Annotated in this window: 24 protein-coding genes and 2 pseudogenes; 12 read left to right on the top strand and 14 right to left on the bottom strand. The window is 70.1% G+C overall.

Annotation, left to right across the window (positions count from 1 at the left end; genetic code table 11):
- The first annotated feature begins 33 nt into the window (after positions 1–33).
- Positions 34–900, top strand: coding sequence for an alpha/beta fold hydrolase (locus U3653_RS08895; protein ID WP_195079435.1), 867 nt, complete (start codon positions 34–36; stop codon positions 898–900).
- Between the two features lie 38 nt (positions 901–938).
- Here U3653_RS08895 and U3653_RS08890 read toward each other — a convergent pair whose 3' ends face one another.
- Positions 939–1,412 carry a hypothetical protein gene (locus U3653_RS08890; protein ID WP_195079138.1) on the bottom strand — a complete coding sequence of 158 codons (474 nt, stop codon included), beginning with the start codon at positions 1,410–1,412 and terminating at the stop codon, positions 939–941.
- A 72-nt stretch (positions 1,413–1,484) separates the two neighbouring features.
- Between U3653_RS08890 and U3653_RS08885 the strand changes: the two genes are divergently transcribed.
- From U3653_RS08885 to U3653_RS08875, 3 genes and pseudogenes are all read left to right on the top strand, one after another.
- On the top strand, positions 1,485–2,792 hold the full coding sequence (locus U3653_RS08885) for an NADH-ubiquinone oxidoreductase-F iron-sulfur binding region domain-containing protein (protein WP_195079137.1): 1,308 nt from the start codon (positions 1,485–1,487) through the stop codon (positions 2,790–2,792).
- Positions 2,789–3,049 carry a ferredoxin gene (locus U3653_RS08880; RefSeq protein ID WP_195079136.1) on the top strand — a complete coding sequence of 87 codons (261 nt, stop codon included), beginning with the start codon at positions 2,789–2,791 and terminating at the stop codon, positions 3,047–3,049. The genes U3653_RS08885 and U3653_RS08880 overlap by 4 nt, the downstream gene beginning before the upstream one ends.
- 98 nt (positions 3,050–3,147) lie before the next feature.
- Positions 3,148–3,315 (top strand): annotated as a pseudogene (locus U3653_RS08875) (ferredoxin); the annotation flags it as partial.
- 119 nt (positions 3,316–3,434) lie between these two features.
- Here U3653_RS08875 and U3653_RS08870 read toward each other — a convergent pair.
- Positions 3,435–4,610, bottom strand: a complete 1,176-nt coding sequence (locus U3653_RS08870) for an acyl-CoA dehydrogenase family protein (RefSeq protein ID WP_195079135.1) — start codon at positions 4,608–4,610, stop codon at positions 3,435–3,437.
- Positions 4,611–4,850: 240 nt separating this feature from the next.
- Between U3653_RS08870 and U3653_RS08865 the strand changes: the two genes are divergently transcribed.
- On the top strand, positions 4,851–5,516 hold the full coding sequence (locus tag U3653_RS08865) for a TetR/AcrR family transcriptional regulator (protein WP_195079434.1): 666 nt from the start codon (positions 4,851–4,853) through the stop codon (positions 5,514–5,516).
- Positions 5,517–5,614: 98 nt separating this feature from the next.
- On the opposite strand, the gene U3653_RS08860 is transcribed toward U3653_RS08865, so the two are convergent.
- The 3 genes from U3653_RS08860 to U3653_RS08850 all read right to left on the bottom strand — a co-directional run bounded on the left by U3653_RS08860 (position 5,615) and on the right by U3653_RS08850 (position 7,881).
- Entirely contained in the window at positions 5,615–5,965 is a 351-nt protein-coding gene (locus tag U3653_RS08860; RefSeq protein ID WP_195079134.1) for a DUF4286 family protein, read from the bottom strand.
- Between the two features lie 82 nt (positions 5,966–6,047).
- A complete protein-coding gene (locus U3653_RS08855; RefSeq protein ID WP_195079133.1) occupies positions 6,048–6,350 on the bottom strand; it encodes a hypothetical protein in 303 nt (100 codons plus the stop codon).
- Positions 6,351–6,372: 22 nt separating this feature from the next.
- A complete protein-coding gene (locus U3653_RS08850; protein ID WP_195079132.1) occupies positions 6,373–7,881 on the bottom strand; it encodes a class I adenylate-forming enzyme family protein in 1,509 nt (502 codons plus the stop codon).
- 110 nt (positions 7,882–7,991) lie between these two features.
- Here U3653_RS08850 and U3653_RS08845 point away from each other — a divergent pair, with 110 nt between their 5' ends.
- The 5 genes from U3653_RS08845 to U3653_RS08825 all read left to right on the top strand — a co-directional run bounded on the left by U3653_RS08845 (position 7,992) and on the right by U3653_RS08825 (position 13,063).
- Positions 7,992–8,957 (top strand): enoyl-CoA hydratase/isomerase family protein, encoded by a 966-nt coding sequence (locus U3653_RS08845; RefSeq protein ID WP_195079131.1) that lies wholly within the window; start codon positions 7,992–7,994, stop codon positions 8,955–8,957.
- A gap of 65 nt (positions 8,958–9,022) precedes the next feature.
- Complete coding sequence (locus U3653_RS08840; RefSeq protein ID WP_195079433.1) at positions 9,023–10,162, top strand: CoA transferase; 1,140 nt, start codon at positions 9,023–9,025, stop codon at positions 10,160–10,162.
- Between the two features lie 268 nt (positions 10,163–10,430).
- Positions 10,431–11,195 (top strand): Rv1363c family protein, encoded by a 765-nt coding sequence (locus U3653_RS08835; protein ID WP_323124081.1) that lies wholly within the window; start codon positions 10,431–10,433, stop codon positions 11,193–11,195.
- Complete coding sequence (locus U3653_RS08830; RefSeq protein WP_195079130.1) at positions 11,192–11,800, top strand: Rv1363c family protein; 609 nt, start codon at positions 11,192–11,194, stop codon at positions 11,798–11,800. Before U3653_RS08835 ends, U3653_RS08830 begins: the two co-directional genes overlap by 4 nt.
- Positions 11,801–11,989: 189 nt before the next feature.
- Entirely contained in the window at positions 11,990–13,063 is a 1,074-nt protein-coding gene (locus U3653_RS08825) for an NAD(P)H-dependent amine dehydrogenase family protein (protein ID WP_195079129.1), read from the top strand.
- Between the two features lie 113 nt (positions 13,064–13,176).
- Here the strand turns inward: U3653_RS08825 and U3653_RS08820 are convergent, their stop codons facing one another.
- Positions 13,177–13,689: a hypothetical protein gene (locus U3653_RS08820; protein ID WP_195079431.1), complete on the bottom strand. Its 513-nt coding sequence runs from the start codon at positions 13,687–13,689 to the stop codon at positions 13,177–13,179.
- Between the two features lie 403 nt (positions 13,690–14,092).
- Here U3653_RS08820 and U3653_RS08815 point away from each other — a divergent pair, with 403 nt between their 5' ends.
- Entirely contained in the window at positions 14,093–14,620 is a 528-nt protein-coding gene (locus U3653_RS08815) for a carboxymuconolactone decarboxylase family protein (RefSeq protein WP_195079128.1), read from the top strand.
- Positions 14,621–14,680: 60 nt separating this feature from the next.
- On the opposite strand, the gene U3653_RS08810 is transcribed toward U3653_RS08815, so the two are convergent.
- The 4 genes from U3653_RS08810 to U3653_RS08795 all read right to left on the bottom strand — a co-directional run bounded on the left by U3653_RS08810 (position 14,681) and on the right by U3653_RS08795 (position 18,328).
- Positions 14,681–15,856: an acyl-CoA dehydrogenase family protein gene (locus U3653_RS08810; RefSeq protein ID WP_195079127.1), complete on the bottom strand. Its 1,176-nt coding sequence runs from the start codon at positions 15,854–15,856 to the stop codon at positions 14,681–14,683.
- On the bottom strand, positions 15,840–16,838 hold the full coding sequence (locus tag U3653_RS08805; RefSeq protein WP_195079126.1) for an acyl-CoA dehydrogenase family protein: 999 nt from the start codon (positions 16,836–16,838) through the stop codon (positions 15,840–15,842). The genes U3653_RS08810 and U3653_RS08805 overlap by 17 nt, the downstream gene beginning before the upstream one ends.
- An 80-nt stretch (positions 16,839–16,918) precedes the next feature.
- Entirely contained in the window at positions 16,919–17,260 is a 342-nt protein-coding gene (locus tag U3653_RS08800; protein WP_324722361.1) for a MarR family transcriptional regulator, read from the bottom strand.
- A gap of 96 nt (positions 17,261–17,356) precedes the next feature.
- Complete coding sequence (locus U3653_RS08795) at positions 17,357–18,328, bottom strand: DNA polymerase domain-containing protein (protein ID WP_195079124.1); 972 nt, start codon at positions 18,326–18,328, stop codon at positions 17,357–17,359.
- 274 nt (positions 18,329–18,602) lie between these two features.
- On the opposite strand from U3653_RS08795, the gene U3653_RS08790 reads away from it, so the two are divergent.
- Positions 18,603–18,995: a group I truncated hemoglobin gene (locus tag U3653_RS08790; RefSeq protein ID WP_323124082.1), complete on the top strand. Its 393-nt coding sequence runs from the start codon at positions 18,603–18,605 to the stop codon at positions 18,993–18,995.
- A gap of 139 nt (positions 18,996–19,134) precedes the next feature.
- Here U3653_RS08790 and U3653_RS08785 read toward each other — a convergent pair.
- The 4 genes and pseudogenes from U3653_RS08785 to U3653_RS08770 all read right to left on the bottom strand — a co-directional run bounded on the left by U3653_RS08785 (position 19,135) and on the right by U3653_RS08770 (position 21,567).
- A pseudogene (locus U3653_RS08785) lies at positions 19,135–19,757 on the bottom strand (NAD(P)-dependent oxidoreductase).
- Positions 19,757–20,200 carry an SgcJ/EcaC family oxidoreductase gene (locus U3653_RS08780; protein WP_195079121.1) on the bottom strand — a complete coding sequence of 148 codons (444 nt, stop codon included), beginning with the start codon at positions 20,198–20,200 and terminating at the stop codon, positions 19,757–19,759. Before U3653_RS08780 ends, U3653_RS08785 begins: the two are co-directional and overlap by 1 nt.
- Before the next feature lie 12 nt (positions 20,201–20,212).
- Entirely contained in the window at positions 20,213–20,932 is a 720-nt protein-coding gene (locus U3653_RS08775) for an SDR family NAD(P)-dependent oxidoreductase (RefSeq protein WP_195079120.1), read from the bottom strand.
- A complete protein-coding gene (locus tag U3653_RS08770; RefSeq protein ID WP_195079119.1) occupies positions 20,929–21,567 on the bottom strand; it encodes an SgcJ/EcaC family oxidoreductase in 639 nt (212 codons plus the stop codon). Before U3653_RS08770 ends, U3653_RS08775 begins: the two co-directional genes overlap by 4 nt.
- Positions 21,568–21,694: the final 127 nt, after the last annotated feature.

Here is a 21,694-nt window from a genome sequence, read left to right as displayed (position 1 = left end):
GGCCGCGTGAGCAGCGGGACCGGCGCGGGCCGGGTGTCCTCGGTGGAGATCAACGGCGGCAAGGTGGTGTACGAGATCCTCGGCGACGGCGGCGAACTCGTCGTCCTGACCCCGGGTGGCCGGTTCGGCATGGACGTGCCCGGCTTGCGTCCGCTGGCCGAAGCGCTCGTCGCGGGCGGCCGGTCGGTGCTGCTGTGGGACCGCCCCAACTGCGGCGCCTCCGACGTGCAGTTCTACGGGCAGACGGAATCGCACATGCGAGCGGCGACGCTCGACGGCTTGCTCGCCGCGCTGGGCGCGGGTCCCTGCGTGCTCGCGGGTGGCTCCGGCGGCGCGCGCGACTCGATGCTCACCGCGATGCTCTACCCCGAGCGGGTCGCCAAACTGGCGCTGTGGAACATCGTGGGCGGCGTCTACGGAATGTTCAATCTGGGAGCCTATTACGTGCTGCCCAGCTTGCAGGTGGTGCGCAGCAGCGGGGTCGCGGGCCTGCCGCTGCTGCGGGAGTGGCGCGAACGCATCGCCAAGAACCCCGCCAACGAACGGCGCCTGCTGGGCCTGGATCGCGACGAGTTCGTCAAGTTGTCGTTGCGCTGGCTCGGCGCCTACGTCCCGAAACCGGGACAGACGATCCCCGGGGTGGACGACGAGATGTTCGATCGCATCCGGGTCCCCACGTTGATCATCCGTGGCGGCGCAGGCGATCTGGACCATCCCAAGCGCACCTCGCTCGAGGTGAGCTGCCTGATCGAGGGCTCGACGCTGATCGATCCGCCCTGGCCGGAGGACGCCTGGGAACGCGCGATGGAGAACCGCGCGAGCGGAAGAGCGACGCACTACAACATGTTCGACACCTGGGTGCTTGCGGCCCCTGCGATCCTGAAGTTCCTGGACGGCTGATGCCCGCGCGATCGATGCCAGGGCTGCGCCCGCGTCGCTCAGCGGGTGTGAATCCGGACCTCGCAGTTCAGCGACGCCTCCAGCGCGGTGTGGATCCGGCTCTCTGGCACCCGCTCCAGATCGGACGCGCGCAGCGTCACCGACACCACGTCGAAACCGTCGGCGTCCAGCGAGCGGGTGATCTCGCCGGTCACGCCGAAACCGGCGAGCACGCCGCGTGCGTCGTCATCGGTCCCGCGGCTGACGAAGGTCACCACACCGGGCGCAGGCGCGGTGCCGAACGCCGCGGCGCACACCCGGATCGCCGCGTCCATCACGGCGGCGGAATCGTCGGTCTCGACCAGCAACTGGACTTCCCGCCGTCGCGCGGGTTTCGCCGCCAGATCGTCGTCCGGAAGCTGCGCCGCGATCGAGGCGGCCTGTGCGCGCAACCGGGTCGTCCCGTCCGCCAGCTGTGCCGCGGTGAGCTGCCCGTCCGGGTCGACATTGATACGCAGCACCGCGGTCCTCATGGCGGAAAGCCTAACCGCCGCCATGCGACGACGTCGCGTCCCTCGCTCGAGATTCAGCCGGAAGAGGTTGCCATGCAGGAAATTGTCGAGCCGGTCCCGGGGCTCACCGTGGCCGCGGCGCCCGGCTGCGTGCCGCGCCTGCTGCGGATGAGCGGCGGCGACGAGGATCTGGCCGCCTATCGGGAAGCCGGGGGCTATCGGCGGCTGCATTCCGCGGACGCGGTGCTGGCGGAAGTGCGCCGCAGCGGGCTGCTCGGCCGCGGCGGCGCGGCGTTCCCCATCGCCGTCAAGCTCGCCGGGGTGCGCGACGCCGGTCTACGCGGGCGCGAAACCGTCGTCGTGGCCAACGGCGAGGAAGGCGAGCCTGCCTCGATCAAGGACAAATGGCTGATGCGCCACCGCCCACACTTGGTGCTGGACGGGTTGCGCCTCGCGGCCGGGATCGTCGGCGCGCGGCGCGCCTATGTCTACGTCTCGGATCCGGCATCCGCGCGCCGCGTCGACGCCGCTCTGACCGAACTCGACCGGGCCGGAATCGCAGAGATCGCCGTCGAATTGGTCACCGTGGACCCGGCATATGTCGCCGGAGAGGAGACGGCGGCGATCCGGGCGATCAACGGCGGCCCGGCGAAGCCGTCCGACAAGCCGCCGCGCCCGTTCCAGCAGGGTGTGGACGGGCTGCCGACGATGGTCGGCAACGTGGAGACCTTGGCGCATCTGCCGTTCGTCCAACGGCACGGCGGTGCGGCGTTCCGCAGTGTGGGCACGGCGCATTCCCCAGGGACCTTCCTGGCCACCGTCACCGGCGCCGGGCGGCCGCCCGCGCTCTACGAGCTGCCGCACGGCACGAGATTCGCCGACCTGCTCGCCCTGCACGGCGTCGCGCCGGACCAGGTGCGCGGTGCCATGACGGGCGGCTATTTCGCGGGCATGGTGGACCGCTCGGTGCTGACGGCCACCCTGGACCACGAATCGCTGCGCGCGCTCGGCAGCGGGCTCGGCTGCGGCGCGATATCGCTGATCACCGCCGAATGCCCCGTCGCGGTCGCCGCGGCGGTACTGAGCTACTTCGACCGTGAGAACGCCGGCCAGTGCGGATCCTGCTTCAACGGCACCGCCGCGATGGCGGCCGCGGCCACCGCGCTGCGCGACGGGACGGCCACCGCCGCCGACGTCGACCGGTTGCGGCGATGGTCGGTGGTGCTGCGCGGCCGCGGCGCCTGCGCAACGCTGGACGGCGCGGCCAACGCCACCGCCACTCTGCTGGCGCGGTTCACCGCGGAGGTGACCGCGCATCTGGAAGGCCGGTGCCCCACCTGCGCCCGCGGCGTCCACCCGGCCGAGCGGCCCTTCGGCGTGGAAGCGGCGTCCGCCTCATGAGGATTCGGCTCGACCGGACGCTGTGCGACGGATTCGGCCTGTGCGCCGCACACGCGCCCGCGCATTTCTCGCTCGACGACTGGGGTTACGCGTCGCTGGAGGGTACCGGCGTCGTGGCGGCCGCCGATCAGGACGCGGTGTCGCGCGCCCTGCTGGATTGCCCCGCGCACGCCATCATCGCCATGCCGGAGCCCGAATCCGGCACTGCGTCGGCGTCTTCGGCGGACACCTCGGCGCAGCGGGAGCCGCCTCGATGAACGTGTACCGCGCTGCCGATCCGCGGCGGCGCCACGTCGCCCACCACATCCGTAGCTCCCACGGCGGGCCGGGCACACCGACAAACGAAGGCGGCGCGATGAGAATCGAAATCGACTATCAGGCCTGCGAGAGCAACGGCATCTGCACGGGCATCGTTCCCGAGGTGTTCGACCTCGACGACCAGGACGAACTACACGTCCTGCGGCCGGAAGCGACCCCGGAGGTCGAAGCGCGCGTGCGGGACGCGGTGGCGCAATGCCCGCGCGGCCATCTCGCTCAGCGAGTGATCCGGGCGGGCGGCCTGCGTCCACCGGCCGTGCCGGGACGAACAGCCCAGGCGCGCAACGCGATCGCCGGTCGATCCCCGGAACATCGGCGGCGCCGTCACCGCCGGGGCAGTCCCAGGATGCGCTCGGCGATGATGTTGCGCTGGATCTCCGACGTGCCGCCCGCGATGGTGCCCGCGAAACTGCGCACGAAGCGCTCGAACCAGCCCGGCGCGGTCTGCTCCAGGGTGAACGCGCTGTGGCGTGCGGTGACGTCCGGGTGCGTCAGTCCCCTCGACCCCGCCGCCGCCAACGCGTGTTCGGCTCCGCGTTGCACCGCTTCGGAGCCGAGCAGTTTCAGCACCGAGAGTCCGGGACCGGCGTCCTCGCCGCGCGCGGCCTTGGCCAGCGCGCTCGATCCGAGCAGGCGCAGCGCGTGCGCGTCGAGGACGAGACTGGCGTAGCGATCGGCGGCCACAGCGGTTTCCGGCCGGAAGTCGGCCAGCAGGCCGTCCAGCCGGTCGGCGAAGCCGAGCCACAGCAGTGTGCGCTCGTGCCCGAGCGATCCGTTGGCCACCTGCCAGCCCTTGTTCAGCTCGCCGACCAGGTTTTCGGCCGGTACTTCCACCCCGGTGAGGAACACTTCGTTGAAGTCGAGGTCGTCCGGAGCGCAGACCGAGGCGAACGGCCTGCGACGCACTCCGGGCAGATCGGTCGGGATGAGCAGGGCCGAGATGCCGCGGTGCTTCGGCGCGTCCGGATCGGTCCGCACGAACGCGAGCAGGACGTCGGCATCGTGCGCGCCCGAGGTCCAGATCTTGTGCCCGTCCACCACGAAACGGTCGTCGCGCAGGACCGCCCTGGTGCGCAGACCGGCCAGATCCGAACCGGCTTCCGGCTCGCTCATCCCGAGTGATGCGGTGCGGTCTCCACGCAGGATGGGCACCGCCCAGCGCCGCTGCTGCTCGGGCGTCCCGAACGTGATCAGCGACGCGGCGACGATGCCGACGCCCTGCGGATTGAAGTTCTCGTAGATTCCGCGCCCGGCCAGTTCCTCGCGGTGCACATACTGCTGCAGGATCCCGGCGTTGCGGCCGCCGAACTCCGGCGGATGGCCTGGCACCAGCCAGCCGTTGTCGAACAGCAGCCGCTGCCACCGGCGCGCCCATTCGGGAATGTGCGAGGTCGACCGAGGGCGTTCGCCCGCAGCGGATTCCGGCGGCAGGTGCCGGTCGAGGAACTCGGCGAACTCGGCGCGGAACGCTTCCACGTCGTCGTCGAAACTCAGTTGCACGGTACTCCTTCGCGATCGTCGCGCGATGCTCCAGCAACATCCGGCCGCCCGCATCGACTACCGCCGGAAATACTTCCATCTCACCACTTTGAGAATATGATTCTTCTTCAACGATAATATTAGTTTCACCGCGACGATGCCACACGGTAGAGGAAAAACGATGGTTCCGAGCGAGTACCGGGCATGGACGGACCGGGCGCGGCCGAGGGCGTGCGCGTCGGCACGCGGGACGCGGCGGCCATGACCGATGTCGATGGGCGGGGCGAGCCCGCCTGGAAGCAGCGCGCCGTGGAGCGGTCGCTACGCACGGCGAAGCTGCGCGCGGGCCAGCGCGTGCAACGGTTCCTGGACGCGGCGCAGGCGATCATCACCGAGAAGGGCAGTACGGACTTCACGGTGCAGGAGGTCGTCGACCGGTCACGGCAATCGCTGCGCAGCTTCTACCTGCAGTTCGACGGCAAACACGAACTCCTGCTCGCCTTGTACGAGGACGCGCTCGGCCGCACCGTCGAGCAGATCCGCGCGGCCACGGTCAACAGCGGCGAACCGCTGGACCGGCTGCGGACCGCGGTCGAGCTGCTGTTCCATCTGTGCCGGCCGGATCCGGACGCGCGCCGACCGCTGTTCACCGAGTTCTCCCGCCAGCTGCTCGGTTCGCATCCCGCGCAGGTCCGCATGGCGCACGCGTCGCTGTTCGGGCTGTTCACCGAGTTGATGACGGAGGCGCAGACGGCGGGCAGGCTGACCGCCACCGCCAACCCCCGCCGCCTCGCCGCGATGATCATGCACACCGTGATGTTCACCTCGCAGCCCGCCAACGCGGACCCCGGCGCGAAACCACTCACGCCAGAAGAGGTTTGGAGCTTCTGCGCCCACGGGATCACTGCCGGCCATGCCCCCACCTGAGGGCGATCGCCGCCGGGGTATCGACGCCACCGTCCGTCGGAGTGTCCGGAGAAGCTCGTAGACCTGCTCGATCACCGGGCGCGGCGCGACCCACATGCTCACTCGGCCGCAGCGTGCCCTTTGCCGCGAGCGCGCCACACCGACACGGCGAGCGTCGAGACGTCCAGCGCCTCGTCGAGTTGGATCTGTCCGTTGCCCGCCCGCTCCAGAAACGCTCGCACGACCGTGTCCGGGTCGTCGCTCAGTTCGTACACCGCCAGATACCGGTGCGCGGGCGCTTCGGCATTGCCGCCGGGCAGTGCGGCGGGAACGAGCTCGAACCGCTGCCCGCTCGTCACGCCGGGCACCTGGACCACTTCGGCCAGATGCCGGGTGTCGTACCACTCGTTGAAGGCGTCGTCCTGTCCCGCCACGGCGTTGGAGAACACCAGCATCTTCGATTCCGTCACGTTTCGCGTCCTTCCGCTCCATACCCGGCCCCTGCGCCAGGGCTTGTGTTCGTGCGAGTTCTGATTTCGTCCGGCATCAGGGTCAGTCGCTGGCCGGGAGCGGCTGGGCTTCCTTCAGCGCCAACGGTGTGCTGCCGACGCTGAGCGTGCCGGCACCGGCCTTGGTGACGAGGATTTCGGCGCCGGAGTCGTCCACATAGCGCTTACCCATCAGATTGCCGCCGGCGTAGTCCGCGACCGGCTCGGCGCCCGGAGTCCGCTCCGCTCCGATGGGGATCATCGGAAGACCCCCTGCGCGCAGGTCGTCGAGACTGTCGGCGGCCTTCACCACGATCACCTCGGTGTCGCATACCTGGCTGCGCAGGCGAGTGCCGTTCTTGACCATTGTCGTCCTTTCCTGACGGTGACTACGTTTCGGCGACCGGCTGCGGGCCGTACTCGTCGGCGAGTTCGCGGCGCAGCACCTTGCCGGTCGGGGTCGTCGGCAGCGAGTCACGGAAGACGATCCGATCGGGCGTCCGCGAGCCGCGCAGGCGGGCGCGGACGTAGTCGCGCAGCGCGGCGGGGTCCGGTGTCGCGCCGTTCGCGGGCACCACCACCGCCACGATGATCTGGCCCCACTGCGCGTCCTCCACGCCGACGACCGCCACCTCGCGCACCGCGGGGTGCTCGACCAGCACATCCTCGATCTCGGCCGGCGCGATGTTCTCCCCGCCGCGAATGATCGTGTCGTCGGCGCGGCCACCGATGAACAGGTAGCCGTCGGCGTCGAGCATCGCCACGTCTTTGGTGGGAAACCACCCTTCCTCGTCCAGCACCGACCCGATCCCGGTGTACCGCCCGGACACCTGCGGCCCGCGGACGAACAACTCGCCCGTCGCACCGGCGGGCAGCACCCGCCCGTCGTCGTCGCGGATCTGCACCTCGATGCCAGGCACCGGACGCCCGACCGAACCGAGCCGCCGCGCCACCGCAGGGTCGCCGGACCGGTGCGCCGTCCGGTGATCGGCCGGTCCCAGAACCGCGATGGTGGAACTGGTCTCGGTCAGGCCGTAGGCGTTCACGAAACCGACCTCGGGCAGCAGGTCGAGCGCCTTGCGGACCAGCGGGAGCGCGACCTTGGCTCCGCCGTAGGCGAGATTGCGCAGAGCGGGCAGTTTCGCCCCGCAGCGCTGCAGTTCGGTCAGGATGCGATCCAGCATGGTCGGCACCACGGTCGCGGTGGTGACCGACGCGCTGCCCGCCAGCTCCACCCACCGCGCGGCGTCGAAGTTGCGCAGATACACCATGGTTCGCCCGGCGTACAGGTTGGACAGGGCCGCGCTGATCCCGGCGATGTGGTAGGGCGGCACGCAGATCAGCGCGGCGTCGGCGGGCTCGGCCGAATCGAAGTCGACGGTCCCGGTGATGTAGCCGACCAGATTGTTGTGCGAGAGCTCGACCGCTTTCGGCTTGGCTGTCGTTCCGGAAGTGAACAGCACCACCGCCACCTCGTCCGGATCGGGCGACTCGATGCCGGCGCGGGGATCGGTGGTGGCCGCCGCCTCCGCGAATGCCGTCGCGCGCATGATCCTGCCGCCGAACGCGGCCACGATGTCGTGGTACTCGTCGTCGCAGACCACCAGCGGATCATCCAGCCGAGCGATCAGTTCACCCAGGGAATCGGCGGCCAGACGATAGTTCAACGGCGTGAACGGGATCGCCGCGCCCGCCGAAGCGAAGATCAGCAGCGGAAGCAGATGGCCGCCGGTGCCCACGTAAGCCACGCTCCTGGCGCCGGAGTTCGCGATCACCGCGGCGCCGCCCCCGGCGCGCGCGCTCAGTTCGGACGCGGTCCAGCGCACCTCGTCGCATACCACCGCGAGCCGGTCCGGGTTGACCGCGGCGGCCATGTCCAGCAAGAGCGAAACGCTCATTCCGCACCCTTTCCGCCATCGTCCTCGAACGCACGATATTGTCATTCTCTCGATCGGAGAATAACATATTCAGCCGCAGGGAAAGCGATGCGCAGGAAGGTCGGAAACCGATGTTCCGGGTGATCGAGGTGACCGCGGCGCCGGATGCGGCAACCGACGCGGCGCCGCACGGCGTCGTCGTGGCGGTCGCCACCGGTCCCATCGGCCCCGCGGCCGAACACTGGCTCGAGCACGCCAGCTTCACCCTGACCGAAGCGCACAGCGATGATCCGCGGGTCGTCACCGTCGCCGCCGTCGACGGGTCCGTCGCGGCGCTGCGCGAGCGCTTCGAGCGCCACCCAACGGCCGCCACCATCTGCGACGACGTCTTGCGCGCCGCGCAGGCCTCGGACGTGCGGACCGGTCTGCTCACGGAGTCTTTCGCGTACTCCACGCTGCAAGGCGGGCCCGAGTTCGGCGCCTGGCTGCGGGAGCGCGGACCGGCGGCGATCCCGCCGGAGGAAGCCGAGCCGCTGGAAGTCGTGCGCACCGGCCACACCCTGACCATCCGCTTCGATCGGCCGCATCGGCACAACGCGTTCGACAACCGCACCCGCGCCGCCCTGCTCGACGCACTCGCGATCGCCCGGCTCGATCCGTCGGTGCTGGCCGTCGAACTCTGCGGCAACGGCCCCTCGTTCTGCAGCGGCGGCGATCTCGCCGAGTTCGGCGCCTTCACCGACGTGGCCGCCGCGCATCTGGCGCGCACCCGCCACAGCCCGGCGCTCGCGCTGCACGAAGTGACCGCACGTCTCGGCCGCGCCTGTCGCGCCGTGGTCCACGGGCGAGTACTGGGCAGCGGAGTGGAGATGGCCGCGGCCTGCGGCGCCGTCGTGGCCGACCCCGGTGCGGAATTCGGCCTGCCCGAACTGGACCTCGGGCTCATCCCCGGCGCAGGCGGCACCGTCAGCGTCACCCGCAGGATCGGCCGCTGGCGAACGGGGTATCTGGTGCTCAGCGGCCGCACCATCCCGGCGTCGACCGCGCTCGTCTGGGGCCTCGTCGATGCCATCGCACCCCGTGGGCGGACTCGGTGATCGTGCCGACGAGGACGTCCCCCGAGGCCGTCTGGGCCGCAGGCGGATTGGCCTGGCTGACCGGAATGCCGGACGGCGAGCCCGATTTCACCCGCGCCGCAATCCTGTCCAGGGCGCAGGCCGTCGCCGCGGACTTCACCGCGCACACCGGGATCCGGATCGACGTTCCTCTCGAACTGAGCGGGCGCGCCGCGTTGTCGGGCGCGACCCGGCGCGGCCGCGTTTCCGTAGGTGGGGCGAGCCGCCTGCTCGCCACCCGGGACGGCTGGTGCGCGCTCACTTTGTCTCGTCCCGCCGATCTCGAAGCCGTCCCGGCGCTGCTGGAGACGGCGGCGCCACCGGAGGAACCATGGGACGCGGTGACGCGGTGGGCCGCACGTCACCCCGCGACCACGGTGACCGAACGCGCGAGGCTGCTGGACATCCCGGCCGCCATACTCGGCGAAGCCCATGCCGCGCCACCGCGGGTCCGCCCGCTCGGCCCCAGGGGACGTCCGCGCCCGATGGCCGGATGCCTCGTGGCCGACCTCACCTCGATGTGGGCGGGTCCGCTGTGCGGCCGGTTGCTCGCCGCGGCCGGCGCCACGGTGGTCAAGGTCGAGCACCCGCGGCGACCCGACGGCCCGCGAGCGGGCTCCCCCGCGTTCTTCGACTGGATGAACGCGGGAAAGCTCTCTTACGCCGCGGATTTCGACGCCGCGGCATTGCGAGAGCTGCTGACGGCCGCGGACGTGGTGCTGGAAGGTTCGCGCCCGGCCGCGCTGACCCGCCGGGGGCTCGGCCCGGATCGGATCGCGAGCCGCCCCGGCCGCGTCTGGTTGCGGGTGACCGCGCACGGCGCCGACGCCGCGAACGCCCATCGCCCCGGGTTCGGCGACGACGCCGCGGTGGCGGGCGGACTGGTCGGCGGCAGCGGAACGGAACCCGTCTTCTGCGCCGACGCGCTCGCCGATCCGCTCACCGGACTGGAAGCCGCGCGCATGGTCGCCGAGTCGATGGCACGCGGCGGTGGGGAGCTGATCGAGTTGTCGCTGGCCGCCGTCGCCGCGACGTACGCGGCGACGCCACCGGGCCCGGCGGACGCCCGCCACGCCGCTGTCCCGCCGACGCCACCGCCCGGCCCACGCCCCCGCGCCTCCACGCTGGGCGCGGACGCTTCCGCCGTCCACGCGATACTCGCCGCGCGACGAGCACTGGGCGACTGATTCGGTTCGTGCCGCGCCGCCGCTTCCGGTCGGCGGACACCGATCGACTGCGGAAACCCCGCACCCGCCGCACCCCTACAACACCCTTCATCCAGGCAGAGAACAATATTTACGCTGTTAGATAGCGTTTCCAGACCGTGAAGAAGATGCATTTTCCGAGTGAACCCTTCCTTCTGTGATAACGTCATTCTCGTCACAGTCGACGCAACAGACCCGGCGACGCCCCAGCTCTGCCGACTCGTTCCGTTGCGCTACCGCGGAGGTGGTGATGAGCCCGAGCGCCGGACACACCCTGAAATCGCCACCCGTCCAGGACGGCGACGACCAAGCCGAGGGAAGCGACCCGCACGGCCGAGCCGAGGAACTCGCGCTGGCCGCCGAGGCAGCCGAGGCGGAGGCGCTGGCAGCCGAGGCACGCGCCGAAGCGGCTCGCGCCCGCGTGCGCGCGGCCGAGTCGCGCCGTCGAGCACGCACTTCGGCGGGGACCGGAACCGCCGAAAAGGTCGCGGTTACCGGTTTTCCGCCCCAGAAGGTCACACTCACCCGGCGTCTTCGCGGTCGCACCACACCGGCCGTCGGCGCCATGGCCGTGATCGCCGTCGCGCTGGCGAGCAGTGGATACATGGTCGAGCACCATCACGACGTCACCCAGAACGACCGCCGCGCAGCCGAATTCACCGCCGCCGCGCGACAAGGGGTGGTCGCCTTGACGACGCTCGACTTCAACCGGGCGAACGAGGACGTGCAGCGCGTCCTGGACAACTCCACCGGATCCTTTCGCGGCGACTTCCAAACTAGGGCCGCGGATTTCACGACCGTGATCCAGCAGTCGCGGGTCGCCACCGAGGGCAAGGTGAACGCCACCGCGCTCGAGTCGATGACCGAGAACTCCGCGGTCGTTCTCGTCGCCGCCACTTCACAGGTCACCAATTCGGCCGGGGCGCGGCAAGAGCCGCGCGCCTGGCGGCTGAGCGTGACCGTGACGCGGGACGGAGATCAACTCAAGATGTCGAAAGTCGAGTTCGTACCGTGAGCGCCGACAGCGCGGCGGTCGCCGAATCGAAGCAGGACGTTCCCGAGCCGCCGGATACGCCGCCCTCCGAAACGACGGAAGCCGGCGGCCGGAAGCCGAAGGCGCGGCGCCTCTCCCGGGTGTTGCGGACCGAATACGCCTTGCCCGCGCTCGCCGTCCTCGTCGTCGCGTCGGTTGTCGCCGCCGCCTGCTTGTTCTTCGTGCAGTACCGGCCGGACAACCGTACCGATGGCGACGCCGCGGCGGCGCTCGATGCCGCATCGCGCGGCACGGTGGCGCTGTTGTCCTACGCACCGGAGACCATCGACCACGATCTCGATGCCGCGAAGTCCTTTCTGACCGGCGGCTTCCTGGCGTACTACAGCCAGTTCACCCAGCAGGTGGTGGCGCCTGCGGCGAAACAGAAGTCGGTCCGCACGAGCGCGACCGTCGTCCGGGCGGCCGTGTCGGACCTACGGACGGACGAGGCCGTGGTCCTGGTGTTCATCAACCAGACCACCACGAGCGCGGAGAAACCCGACCCCGCCCTCGCCGCCAGCAGCGTCCTGGTGACACTGCGCAAAGCCGACGGCACGTGGCGCATCTCAGCGTTCGACCCGGTCTAGGCGGCGCTCGACCCACTCGCTGTTGGGCCACCACAGCCCGCTCGTCGCCCACGGCCGCTCCTTCGGCAGGAGCGACATGCACACGCCCGACGGCGCGCTCGTCGCCTCGTTCGCCCAGGACGGTCTGCTCCGGTTCCGGCCGTGACCAGCCTTCTGCCCCCTCCCCGACGCACGGAATGGACGCCAGCGATGGACCAGAACCCACAGTCACACGGTTACAACGGGACAGACGGCCGCTACCGGGTCGTCCAGTGGGGGACGGGCGGCGTCGGGGTGCACGCGTTGCGGGCCGTACTCGATCATCCCGACCTCGTGCTCGCCGGTGTGCGGGTGCACGATCCGGCCAAGGCGGGCGTCGACGCGGGCGCGTTGTGCGGGTGGGGCGGCGTCACCGGAGTCGCCGCGACCACGGAGGTCGACGAGATCCTGGCGCTCGGCGCCGACTGCGTGCTGTACCTGCCCCGCCTGTTCGACGTCGAGGACGTATGCCGCCTGCTGGTGGCCGGCGTCAACGTGGTCACCACCCACGGCGATCTGCGGCACCCCGGCACCGTGGACCCCGCGGTGTGCGCGCGCGTCGAGGCCGCGTGCTGGTTCGGCGGGGCGTCGATTCTGAGCACCGGCTTCGCGCCCGGCTTCGTCACCGAGACCCTTCCCGTCGCGCTCAGCTCGATCCAGCGCAGGATCGACCGCATGTCGATCGAGGAGAGCGTCGACCTCACCCACCCGGGAACGTCGCGATTGCTCCTGGAGACAATGGGTTTCGGCGCAGCCGCGGCGCCGTTCGACCGGCAGCGGCTCGCCCACGCCGCCCAGACCTTCGGTCCGTCGTTGCGACTGGTGGCCGATGCCGTCCGGTTGCCCTTGGACGCGTTCGACGTGGCGGGCGAGGTGGCTGTCGCGGAACACGACGTACCGCTGGGGTGCACCACGCTGGCGGCCGGAACCGTTGCCGCGCAACGCATCACCATCTCCGGACGGGGCGGCGGCCGCGTCCCGCTGCGCTTGCGGTCCACCTGGTACTGCACGACCGCACTCCGGCAGGCCTGGCCGGTCCGCGAGACCGGATGGCATGTGGCGATCGGCGGCGAGACCCCGATCGAGATGGATCTGCGTCATCCCGGCGACCCGGGCGGGCTCAGCGTCATGTCGCCGCGGTACGCGGCCAACCGGGCCGTCAACGCGGTCTCATACCTGTGTGCCGCGCCGCCCGGCATCCGCACCGCCCTCGACCTGCCCCCGCTGACGGCCAATCTGGGTTGATCGGCGGCCGCGTCACCACAGGTGGTGAGACCGGTTCCGCGCCGGTGCGGCCCGTAGCCCGTCCGAATCGGTCGCGATGAGCGGACTTCTCGACCGCCCCGCGGTGTTCGCGTTCAGCCCACCGCGACGAGGTCGGTGCCGCCCCACAATCCGGTCAGCAGCAGTTCACCGCTGCGGAACGTCTCCGCGGCGCCGACGTTCGAGGCCGGCGCACCCGCCGCCGTCAGCGCACAGCCCTTGAACGCCCGCGCGGCCACACTGAGCCGGTGATGTACCGGATCGAGCCTGCGGTCGAGCTCCTCCGGCAGTTCTTCGCCCCACAGCGCGACTTCGATCAGGCCGTGATCCAGGCAGTCCAGCACGCCCTGCCGGACCCTGGCGTCGGCCGCGAACAACTCCTGGGCCACCGCGACGGCATGCGGCCAGGTGTCGTGCACCGGCGTGGCCAGCGACCGCTCGAGATCGAGCACGGTGGCGCCCAGGATCTGCAGCGACCGCGCGCCGGAGCAGTCGGCGAGCAGCACGGTCACCTCCCAGCCCGCCATCGTCCGGTCGCACAGCCAGCCGCCCGCGTGCCGCACCACGTCGACGGCGGTGGCGGCGACCACCGCGAGCCGGTACCGCAGCAGATGCTTGCGCGCGTGGGCGCGCCACCCGGCGACCGAGTGCGCCGGATCGAAGCCCCGATCGGCGGAATCGAACCCTCGAGCACTCATGCTCACCCTCCTGCGCTGGGCCCGTCGGCCGATCTCGAGCGGCGGGGCAATGACCGCGTGGGAGTGACCGACCCCTTTGGTAACACACTCTCGCAAAAATGAAACGTATCTTCTCCAACAGTGAGAATCAATACTTGCCACAGATCGGACCCTGTCTCCACGGGAGGTGATGCCCGATGTGAACATCGCCGACCGCTACCGCCGCTTTCGGGGCGGCGCCACCGCTTACCTGGCGCATTGACTACCACCGACCGGTTTGGAAATGTAGTGATCAAAATGGAGAAGGACGTTTTCAACTAACAGGAGAAGGCCGATGACTGTGACCCCACTTCCGGAGGACCAGTGGGACGACGCGGTGGACGCCGCGCTGTCGCGGATGCTGCCCGCGCACCGCCGAAATCCGCAGGCCGCCGGCAACGCGCTCGCGACGATGGTGCGCCATCCGCCCCTGACCAAGGCCTTCCTCGGCTTCAACGTCCATCTGCTCTTCGGCTCCACGCTGGCGCCACGACTGCGCGAACTCGCGATTCTCCGGGTGGCCCACCAGCGGGGCTGCGCGTACGAATGGCATCACCATGTCCGCATGGGCGCCGAGGCCGGGCTCACCGACGACGACATCGCCGCGGCGAGGGGCGAGCGGAGCGCCGACGACGATTTCGACCGCCTGCTGCTACGGGCCGTGGACGAACTCGGGGAGAAGTCGGCGCTGTCCGAAGCGACCTGGACCGCCCTGGGTGAACGTCTCGACGAACGGCAACGCATGGACCTGGTGTTCACGGTCGGCGGTTACACGACGCTGGCGATGGCCTTCAACACTTTCGGCGTGCAGGTCGAACACTGACTCGCCGCCGCCCCGGCGCCTCCGCGGCCGGAAGCCTCGGGGCGGCAGTGTCTTCGCGCTTCAGCCGCGCGGCAGGCCGAGCACCCGCTCGGCGATGATCGTGCGCTGGATCTCCGAGGTGCCACCGGCGATGGTGCCCGCGAAGCTGCGGATGTAGCGCTCGAACCAGCCCGCGGAGAAGTGGTCGAGATTCAAGGGATTCGGGCGCGAACTCATCGCGGGGTGGGCGAGCCCGTCCACTCCGGCGGCATCGAGCGCATGCTCCGACGCCGATTGCACCGCTTCCGAACCGAGCACCTTGAGAATCGAGAGGGCGGGCACGTCCTGCTCGCCGCGCGCCTCCCGCGCCAGGGCGGCCGATCCGAGCAATCGCAGCGCGTGCGTGTCCATCACGAGTCTCGCGTAGGCGTCGCGGTCGAGCACCGTCCTGGGGCGGAAGTCGCCGAGCAGGTCCTCCAGCCGATCGGCGTAGCCCAGCCACAACAGCGTGCGCTCGTGGCCGAGCGAGCCGGTGGCCACCGACCAGCCCTGGTTCAGCGCGCCGACCAGATTCCGCGCGGGCACGCGGACGCCTTCGAAGTAGACCTCGTTGAAATCCAGATCCTCCGGCGAGCACACCGACGGGAACGGTCGCCGCGTCACTCCCGGTGCGTCGGTCGGGATCAGCAGCACACTGATTCCCCGATGTTTAGGGGCCGCCGGATCGGTGCGGACGAAGGTGAGCAGGACGTCGGCGTCGTGCGCGCCGGAGGTCCACACCTTCTGGCCGTCGACGACGAATTCGTCCCCCTCGCGTACCGCCTTGGTACGCAGCGAGGCGAGGTCGGATCCCGCGTTCGGCTCGCTCATGCCGAGCGCGGCGGTGATCTCGGCCCGCAGGATCGGCACCGCCCAGCGGCGCTTCTGTTCCTCGGTGCCGAACGACAGCAGCGAGGCCGCGACGATCCCGACCCCCTGCGGATTGAAACTGTGGTAGATCCGCCGCTTGGACAACTCCTCCAGATGCACGTACTGCTGCAGCACGGTGGCATTGCGCCCACCGAACTCCGGCGGATTCGCCGGGAGCAGCCAGCCGTTGTCGAACAGCAGACGTTGCCAGCGGCGCGCCCAGTGCGGCACGTGCGCGCTGGAGCGGGAGCGCTCCGCGGCCTCGGCTTCGCTCGGGAGGTGTTCGGTGAGAAAGGCGACGAACTCGGCGCGGAACGCCTCGACGACGGGATCAAAGGTGAGCCGCACGGTACTCCTCGGCGATCAGCGCCCGGTGCTCGGCCGCGCCGCCGAGCATCAGCTCGCCCGCCTTGGCCCGCTTGAGCGCGAACTGTAGGTCGTTCTCCCAGGTGAAGCCCATGGCGCCGAACAGTTGGAGACCGTGACGGAAGACCAGCGCCTGACACTCCCCCGCGGCGGCCTTGGCCATGGACGCCGCCATCCGCCGCCGCGGGTCGTCGGCGGCCAGGCACAGCGCGGCGAAGAATCCCAGTGCGCGGGCGCGCTCGATCGCGATGTGCATATCGGCCGCCTTGTGCTGCACCGCTTGGAACGATCCGATGGTCGTGCCGAATTGGCGGCGGCCGCGCACATGGTCGAGGGCCAGATCGAGGATGCGCTGGCAGGCGCCGACGGTGGTGAGCGCGAGCCCGGTGAGCGCGTGCTGACGCGCGCGCGCCGGATCGATCTCGCTGCGGTCGGCGTCGGTGACTCGCACATCGGCGAAGCCGACCTCCGCGACGTGCAGCACCGGATCGAAGACCGGCGTGCGGCGCGCGGTCACCGCCGCGGCCGCGACGACGAACACACCGGCATCGGTCACCACGGCCAGCCGCTCCGCACGGTCGCCGTCGAGCACATCGCGCGCGGTGCCGTCCAACCGCCAACCCGTGCCGTCACGTCTGGCCATGACGCCGGAATACACTGCCGCACAGGGTCGTTCGATCCGAGCCGTCCCCGGAACGAGGGGCGCGAACTGGGACATCGACGCCAGGAAAGGAGTCGGGTCGGCGGCGCGTCCCAGTTCTTCGAGCACGATGGCCAATTCGACGCTCAGGGCCGGGTCCGTCAGTTCCGTCCAGCCGATGTCCACGTACGTCTGCCACAGCGGGCCGGGTTCGAGGTCCTTGTCCACGAGGTCACGGATCAGAGCGGGTGGGCACTGCTTCGCGGTGACCTCACGCGCCGTCTCGCGCAATAGTCGCTGGTCGGCGTCGAACTCGAACAGCATGTCGGCCCTCTTCTCCTGTCATGGCAGCACCAACATGAGAATATCATTCTCATTTCCGGAAGTGTCAATTCGACGGCGGTTCAGACAGCGTGCGCGTCGGCGACCCGGCCCGTCGCGCGAACCAGCGCGGCATTGACGCCGCGCACGAAAGTCAGCAGTGTCAGCAGTGCCGCGTCGTCCTGCGGCAGATCCGCGCCGAGCGCGGCGAGTTCCCCGGACAGCGGAGCCACCGCCACCTCCGCCCGTACCGCGACGAGTTCCACCCGCACCCGCCGCCGGTCTTCCACATCGCGACGCCGCCGCACGTACCCCGCCCGCTCCAGTCGGTCGACCACCGTGGTGACAGCGCCGCCGCGACCGACCCCGAGCCGGTCCGCCAACTGCCCCGGGGTGAGCGGTCCCGACATCCCGATCAGGTTCAGCGCGCTGAGATCGATATCTCGACAGGACAGCTGCCGATCCGTGTGATGAGCACGCGAGGGCGCTGCGGAGGACGCAGGTGAGGTGATCGATGCGCGTCAGCTGTTCGGCGGCGTCTCGGCCGCGCGGCGGGCGCGGGCGCGCCGCTTGCCCTCGTGCATCGCTTGCACCCGGGCTACCGGGATGGTGTGCCCTTCGGCGATCAGGTCGTCCGGAAGCCGTTGCGGTGCGGGCATTTCGGTCCGCCAAGGATCCCGGTCCGCCAGCCGGTCGAGCGCCGTGCGCAGGGTGAAATCGGTCGGCGTCACGTCGTGGAGCTCCGACCACGCGAGGGGGAAGGAGACCGGGGTGCCGGGACGGATCCGCGGACTGTAAGCCGCGACCACGGTCGCGCCACCCGCGCGCGTCGAGTCGAGGAAGACTTTGCCCTCGCGGTCTTCCTTGATGAACGCCGTGGTCCCGAGGCCAGGATCGAGGCGTTCGGCCCTGGCCGCGATCGCGCGGGTGGCGGCGGCCGCGTCGTCCACGGGTGTGCCCGGCTCCACCGGCACGAAAACGTGCACGCCCTTGGCCCCACTGGTCTTCACCGCGCCCGCCAATCCGTCGTTCGCCAGTGCCGCGCGGATCAGTTCCGCGGCCTGCGCGGCGTGCCCGAACGTCTGCCCCGGTGACGGATCGAGGTCGAGCACCAGATGCGTCGGACCGAGCGTGTGGTCGGCGAGCAGAAGCGTGGGGTGGTACTCCACGGCACGCTGATTGCCGAACCACAGAAGGGTGCGCACGTCGTCGCACAAGGCGTAGGAGATCTCCCGCCGCGAGCTCTCGGCCCACACCGTCACCCGCCGAACCCACTCCGGCGTGTATTTCGGCAAGTTCTTCTGCATGAAGGCGTCTTGCCCCGGCCGGATCCGCACGACCGACATCGGCCGGCCCCGCACTGCCGGCACCAGCCGCTCCCCGACCGCCTCGAGATAGTCCACCAGGTCGCGCTTGGTCGCCTCTGCCCCGTCGAACAGCGGCTGCTCGAGGTTGGACATCGCCACCCCGTGGCGAACCTCTTCCTGACCCACCGGGCCACCATGCCCGCCCGCGCGGACCGGGTCAACCCGCCACTCCACCCGAAGCCACGAAACCGCCCGGTACACCGAATCCTTCGGGCGTGTCCGCGCCGATTCGGGCTCGGTTTCGGATCACGACGTCGCGGGCGGCGTGCCGCCTTCGGGCAACTATGTGACTGAATATTCTTCGGCCATGCAATACAATGAAGTGGTGAAATAGTCACCGAAGTTGCTGAAAGATCTCGTATCCTCAGTGGGGCGAATGCCCGCGATTCGAGGAGCCCCCGTGGAAACAACATCGGTAACGCCCTGCGACGGCACCCTGTACGAGCGAGTCGGAGGCCACGCCGCGCTCGAGGTCGTCGTAGCGGACCTCTATGCCCGCATCATGGCCGACGATGAACTGGCGCCGTTCTTCACCGGCGTCAACCTGCCGCGAGTGCAGGGTCGCCAAGTCGAGTTCTTCGCCGCCGCGTTGGGCGGACCCGCGCCGTACCGGGGGCCGGGAATGAAGCAGATCCACCAAGGTCGTGGGATAACCCGCCACCACTTCGATCGCGTCGCCGAACACTTGACCGAGGCTCTCCGTGCCGCCGGTGCCCACCCCGCGGTAACGGCCGAGATCATCGCAGCGGTCGCTCCCCTCGCCGACGACATCGTCACCAAGGCGATCGAATAGCGGGGCGCCCTCTGGCGATGGCCGGGTGACGCTGCGAGCGCCGTGCACCCACCACGGCGGGACACCTCCAGCACGTCGGTGCCGACCGAGCGGTCACCCGGTGCGCCCTTGCGACGCGGAAGGGATCCCGAGGAGGCGATCAGGACGAGACGGCGATGACGGACCGGTAGGTGTGCGGGTCGTCGACGGCGTCGAGGAGATAGTCGGCGAGGTCGGCACGTGACGTGCGCGGGCCGACCTTGCTGTTCGCCCCCGGCGAGATACGGGGACTGCCGCAGGCAGGCGCATCGGTCAGTCCCGAGGGCCGGACCGCGGTCCAGCGCAGACCACTGTGTGCGAGCAGATCTTCCATGCGCGCCATGTCCGAGTAGACGTGCCGCATGGCCCCGCGCAGGACGGCGGCGAGCATCCTGGCGCCCGTTCCCGCGTCGGCCGGGACATCCAGCGCCGCGGAGGAGATCACGAGAACTCGTCCGCCCGGACGCATGGCGGCGACGATCTGGGCGGTGGCGGCGGAATACACCGTGGTGGGACCGCGCCCGGTCGCACCGAGCGCGGAGATCACCGCGTCGTGGTCTCGAACAGTCCGGTCAACGCTCCTGGTACGCATGGATCGGCCGTGACCACGGTGGGGCCGTGCGCGAGCGCCGCGGTGGTGGCCGGGCGGACGATCGCGGTGACGTGATGTCCTCGGGCCAGCGCCCGGTCGACGACCATGCGCCCGGTGCGTCCGGTCGCGCCTAGGACCGCGATGGCGGCCATCAGTGCGCGGCCGGCCGGGTGGCGGGCTGGGACAGGAAGGACACCGCCTCCATCAGCGGCTTGCGCCGGGTTTTCTGCACGGCCGCGATGCGCCACTGTCCGTCGGTGGCGCGGACGACGGTGTAGGTGGCGAGCTTTCCGAGCTTGCGCGGCGGCCGCTTCGAGGATTCGCCGCGCGTCACGACGACGGCGGTATCCGTGCCGTAGCGGCGGATGTCGAGGATCTCGACGGTCAGGCGCGTGCCCTTCAGGAAGCTGTCGAACAGCGCCTGGTGCGCGCGGCCGATCTCCTCGCCGCCGTGGTAGACCGTGCCGACATAGGTGATGTCGGTGGCGTCGGCGGTGAAGCAGGCGCCGTAGGCGGCGCCGTCGCCGCTGTCCCATGCCTGCGTGCTGCGCTCGATGAGGGCGCGGATGGCGTCGATGTCGGTGGTGGTGGTCATTTCGGTCTCCTTCTATTCGGCCAGCAGGGCCAAGGTGGCCCGGCGGGGAAGCAACCGCGATGCGGCGACGAGCGCCCGATTGTGCGGGCTGGTGAACACGACGGCGCCAGTTCTGCCCGACAGCGCTTTGCGCGCACGGTCCACCACCTGCTCGGGGGTTTGGACCAGCCAGGGCGGCACGTCGGTGGCGGTCTGCGAGGCGGTGGCGGTGACGCCGGGGCACAGGGCAAGCACCCGCACGCCCCGCGTCCGCTGCTCGTGCCACAGCGTTTCGGACAAGGACGTGACGAACGATTTGGTAGCGCTGTAGACGGCAAGGCCGGGTTTCGGTGTGTGCCCGAGGGTGGAGGACACGTTCACCAGGACGCTGCCTGCGGTGGCCGCGCCGAGGAAAGCGTGGGCCAGCACGACCACCGCCCGGCAATTCACGTCCAAGGTGGCGATCGACGCTTCGAGCCCGACCGCGGTGAAATCACCGTGCGCGGCGATCCCGGCATTGTTGACCAGCAGCGTGTAGCCGCCGCCGCGCAGCCGTTCCGCGACTGCCGACAGGCCGTCTTCGGTGCCGAGATCGGCGGCGATGCGGTCGTGTCCGTCACCGAGTTCGGCGATCAGCGCGTCCAGACCGTCGGCGCCACGCGCTACGGCCGTCACCGAATAGCCCTGTGCCGCGAGAGATGTCGCGAAGGCACGTCCGATCCCCGCGCCGGCGCCGGTCACCAGCGCTCTCACCGTTCGGCCTCCGGCTCGGTGGCCGGGTCGAACAGGAACGAGATGCGCTCCATGACCGGCTGCCGCTTGGTGTTGTGGAAACTGGCGATCCGCCAGCGACCGTCGGTCTCCCGCACCACCGTGTAGGTCTGCGTCTTGGCCAACTTCGCCGGGCGATCGCCTTCGTAGCGATCACCCCGGCTGGTGACGATCGCGACGTCGGCGCCGAAGAAGCGCACCCCGAGGAAGGAGTCGGCGAGTTCGGTGCCCTTCAGGAATCCCGAGAACAGGGCGCGGTGCGCCTCGGTCAGATCCCGGCGGCCCGCGTAGTGGGTGCCGAGAAACGTGGTGTAGGTGGCGTTTTCGGTGAAGCTCGCGCCGAACGCGTCGGCGTCGTTGCGGTCCCAGGCCGCGGTCATGGTGGCGATGGTCGCGCAGACGGCCCGCAGGTCATCGGCGCTGCCGCCGTCGGCGACGACGTCCACGCACGCCGCGACTCCGGCATCGCGGACATCCGAGGTCCGATCCAGCCACAAGTAACCACCGCCGACGCCGACCGCGGCCGCCAGCGCGGCGACCCCCACGACTCGGGCGACGGTGCGCCGCCGCGTTCCGGGGGACACGGTCGGTTCGGTCCCGGTACTGGCCGATGTCATCACGAAAGCCTCTCCCTCAGCATCATCTACATCGAAGATGTTTCTTCTTAGAAGATGTTTCTTCGTTGAGGAAGATACTAGGAAGCGTGGCTTCGCGTGTCAACACGGTGGAGTGCCGCCGACCCGA

This window comes from Nocardia implantans, from assembly GCF_035544775.1.
GTDB lineage: Bacteria > Actinomycetota > Actinomycetes > Mycobacteriales > Mycobacteriaceae > Nocardia > Nocardia implantans.
Note: the sequence above shows the minus strand (reverse complement) of the source record. Positions and strands in the feature narration are given on the sequence as shown.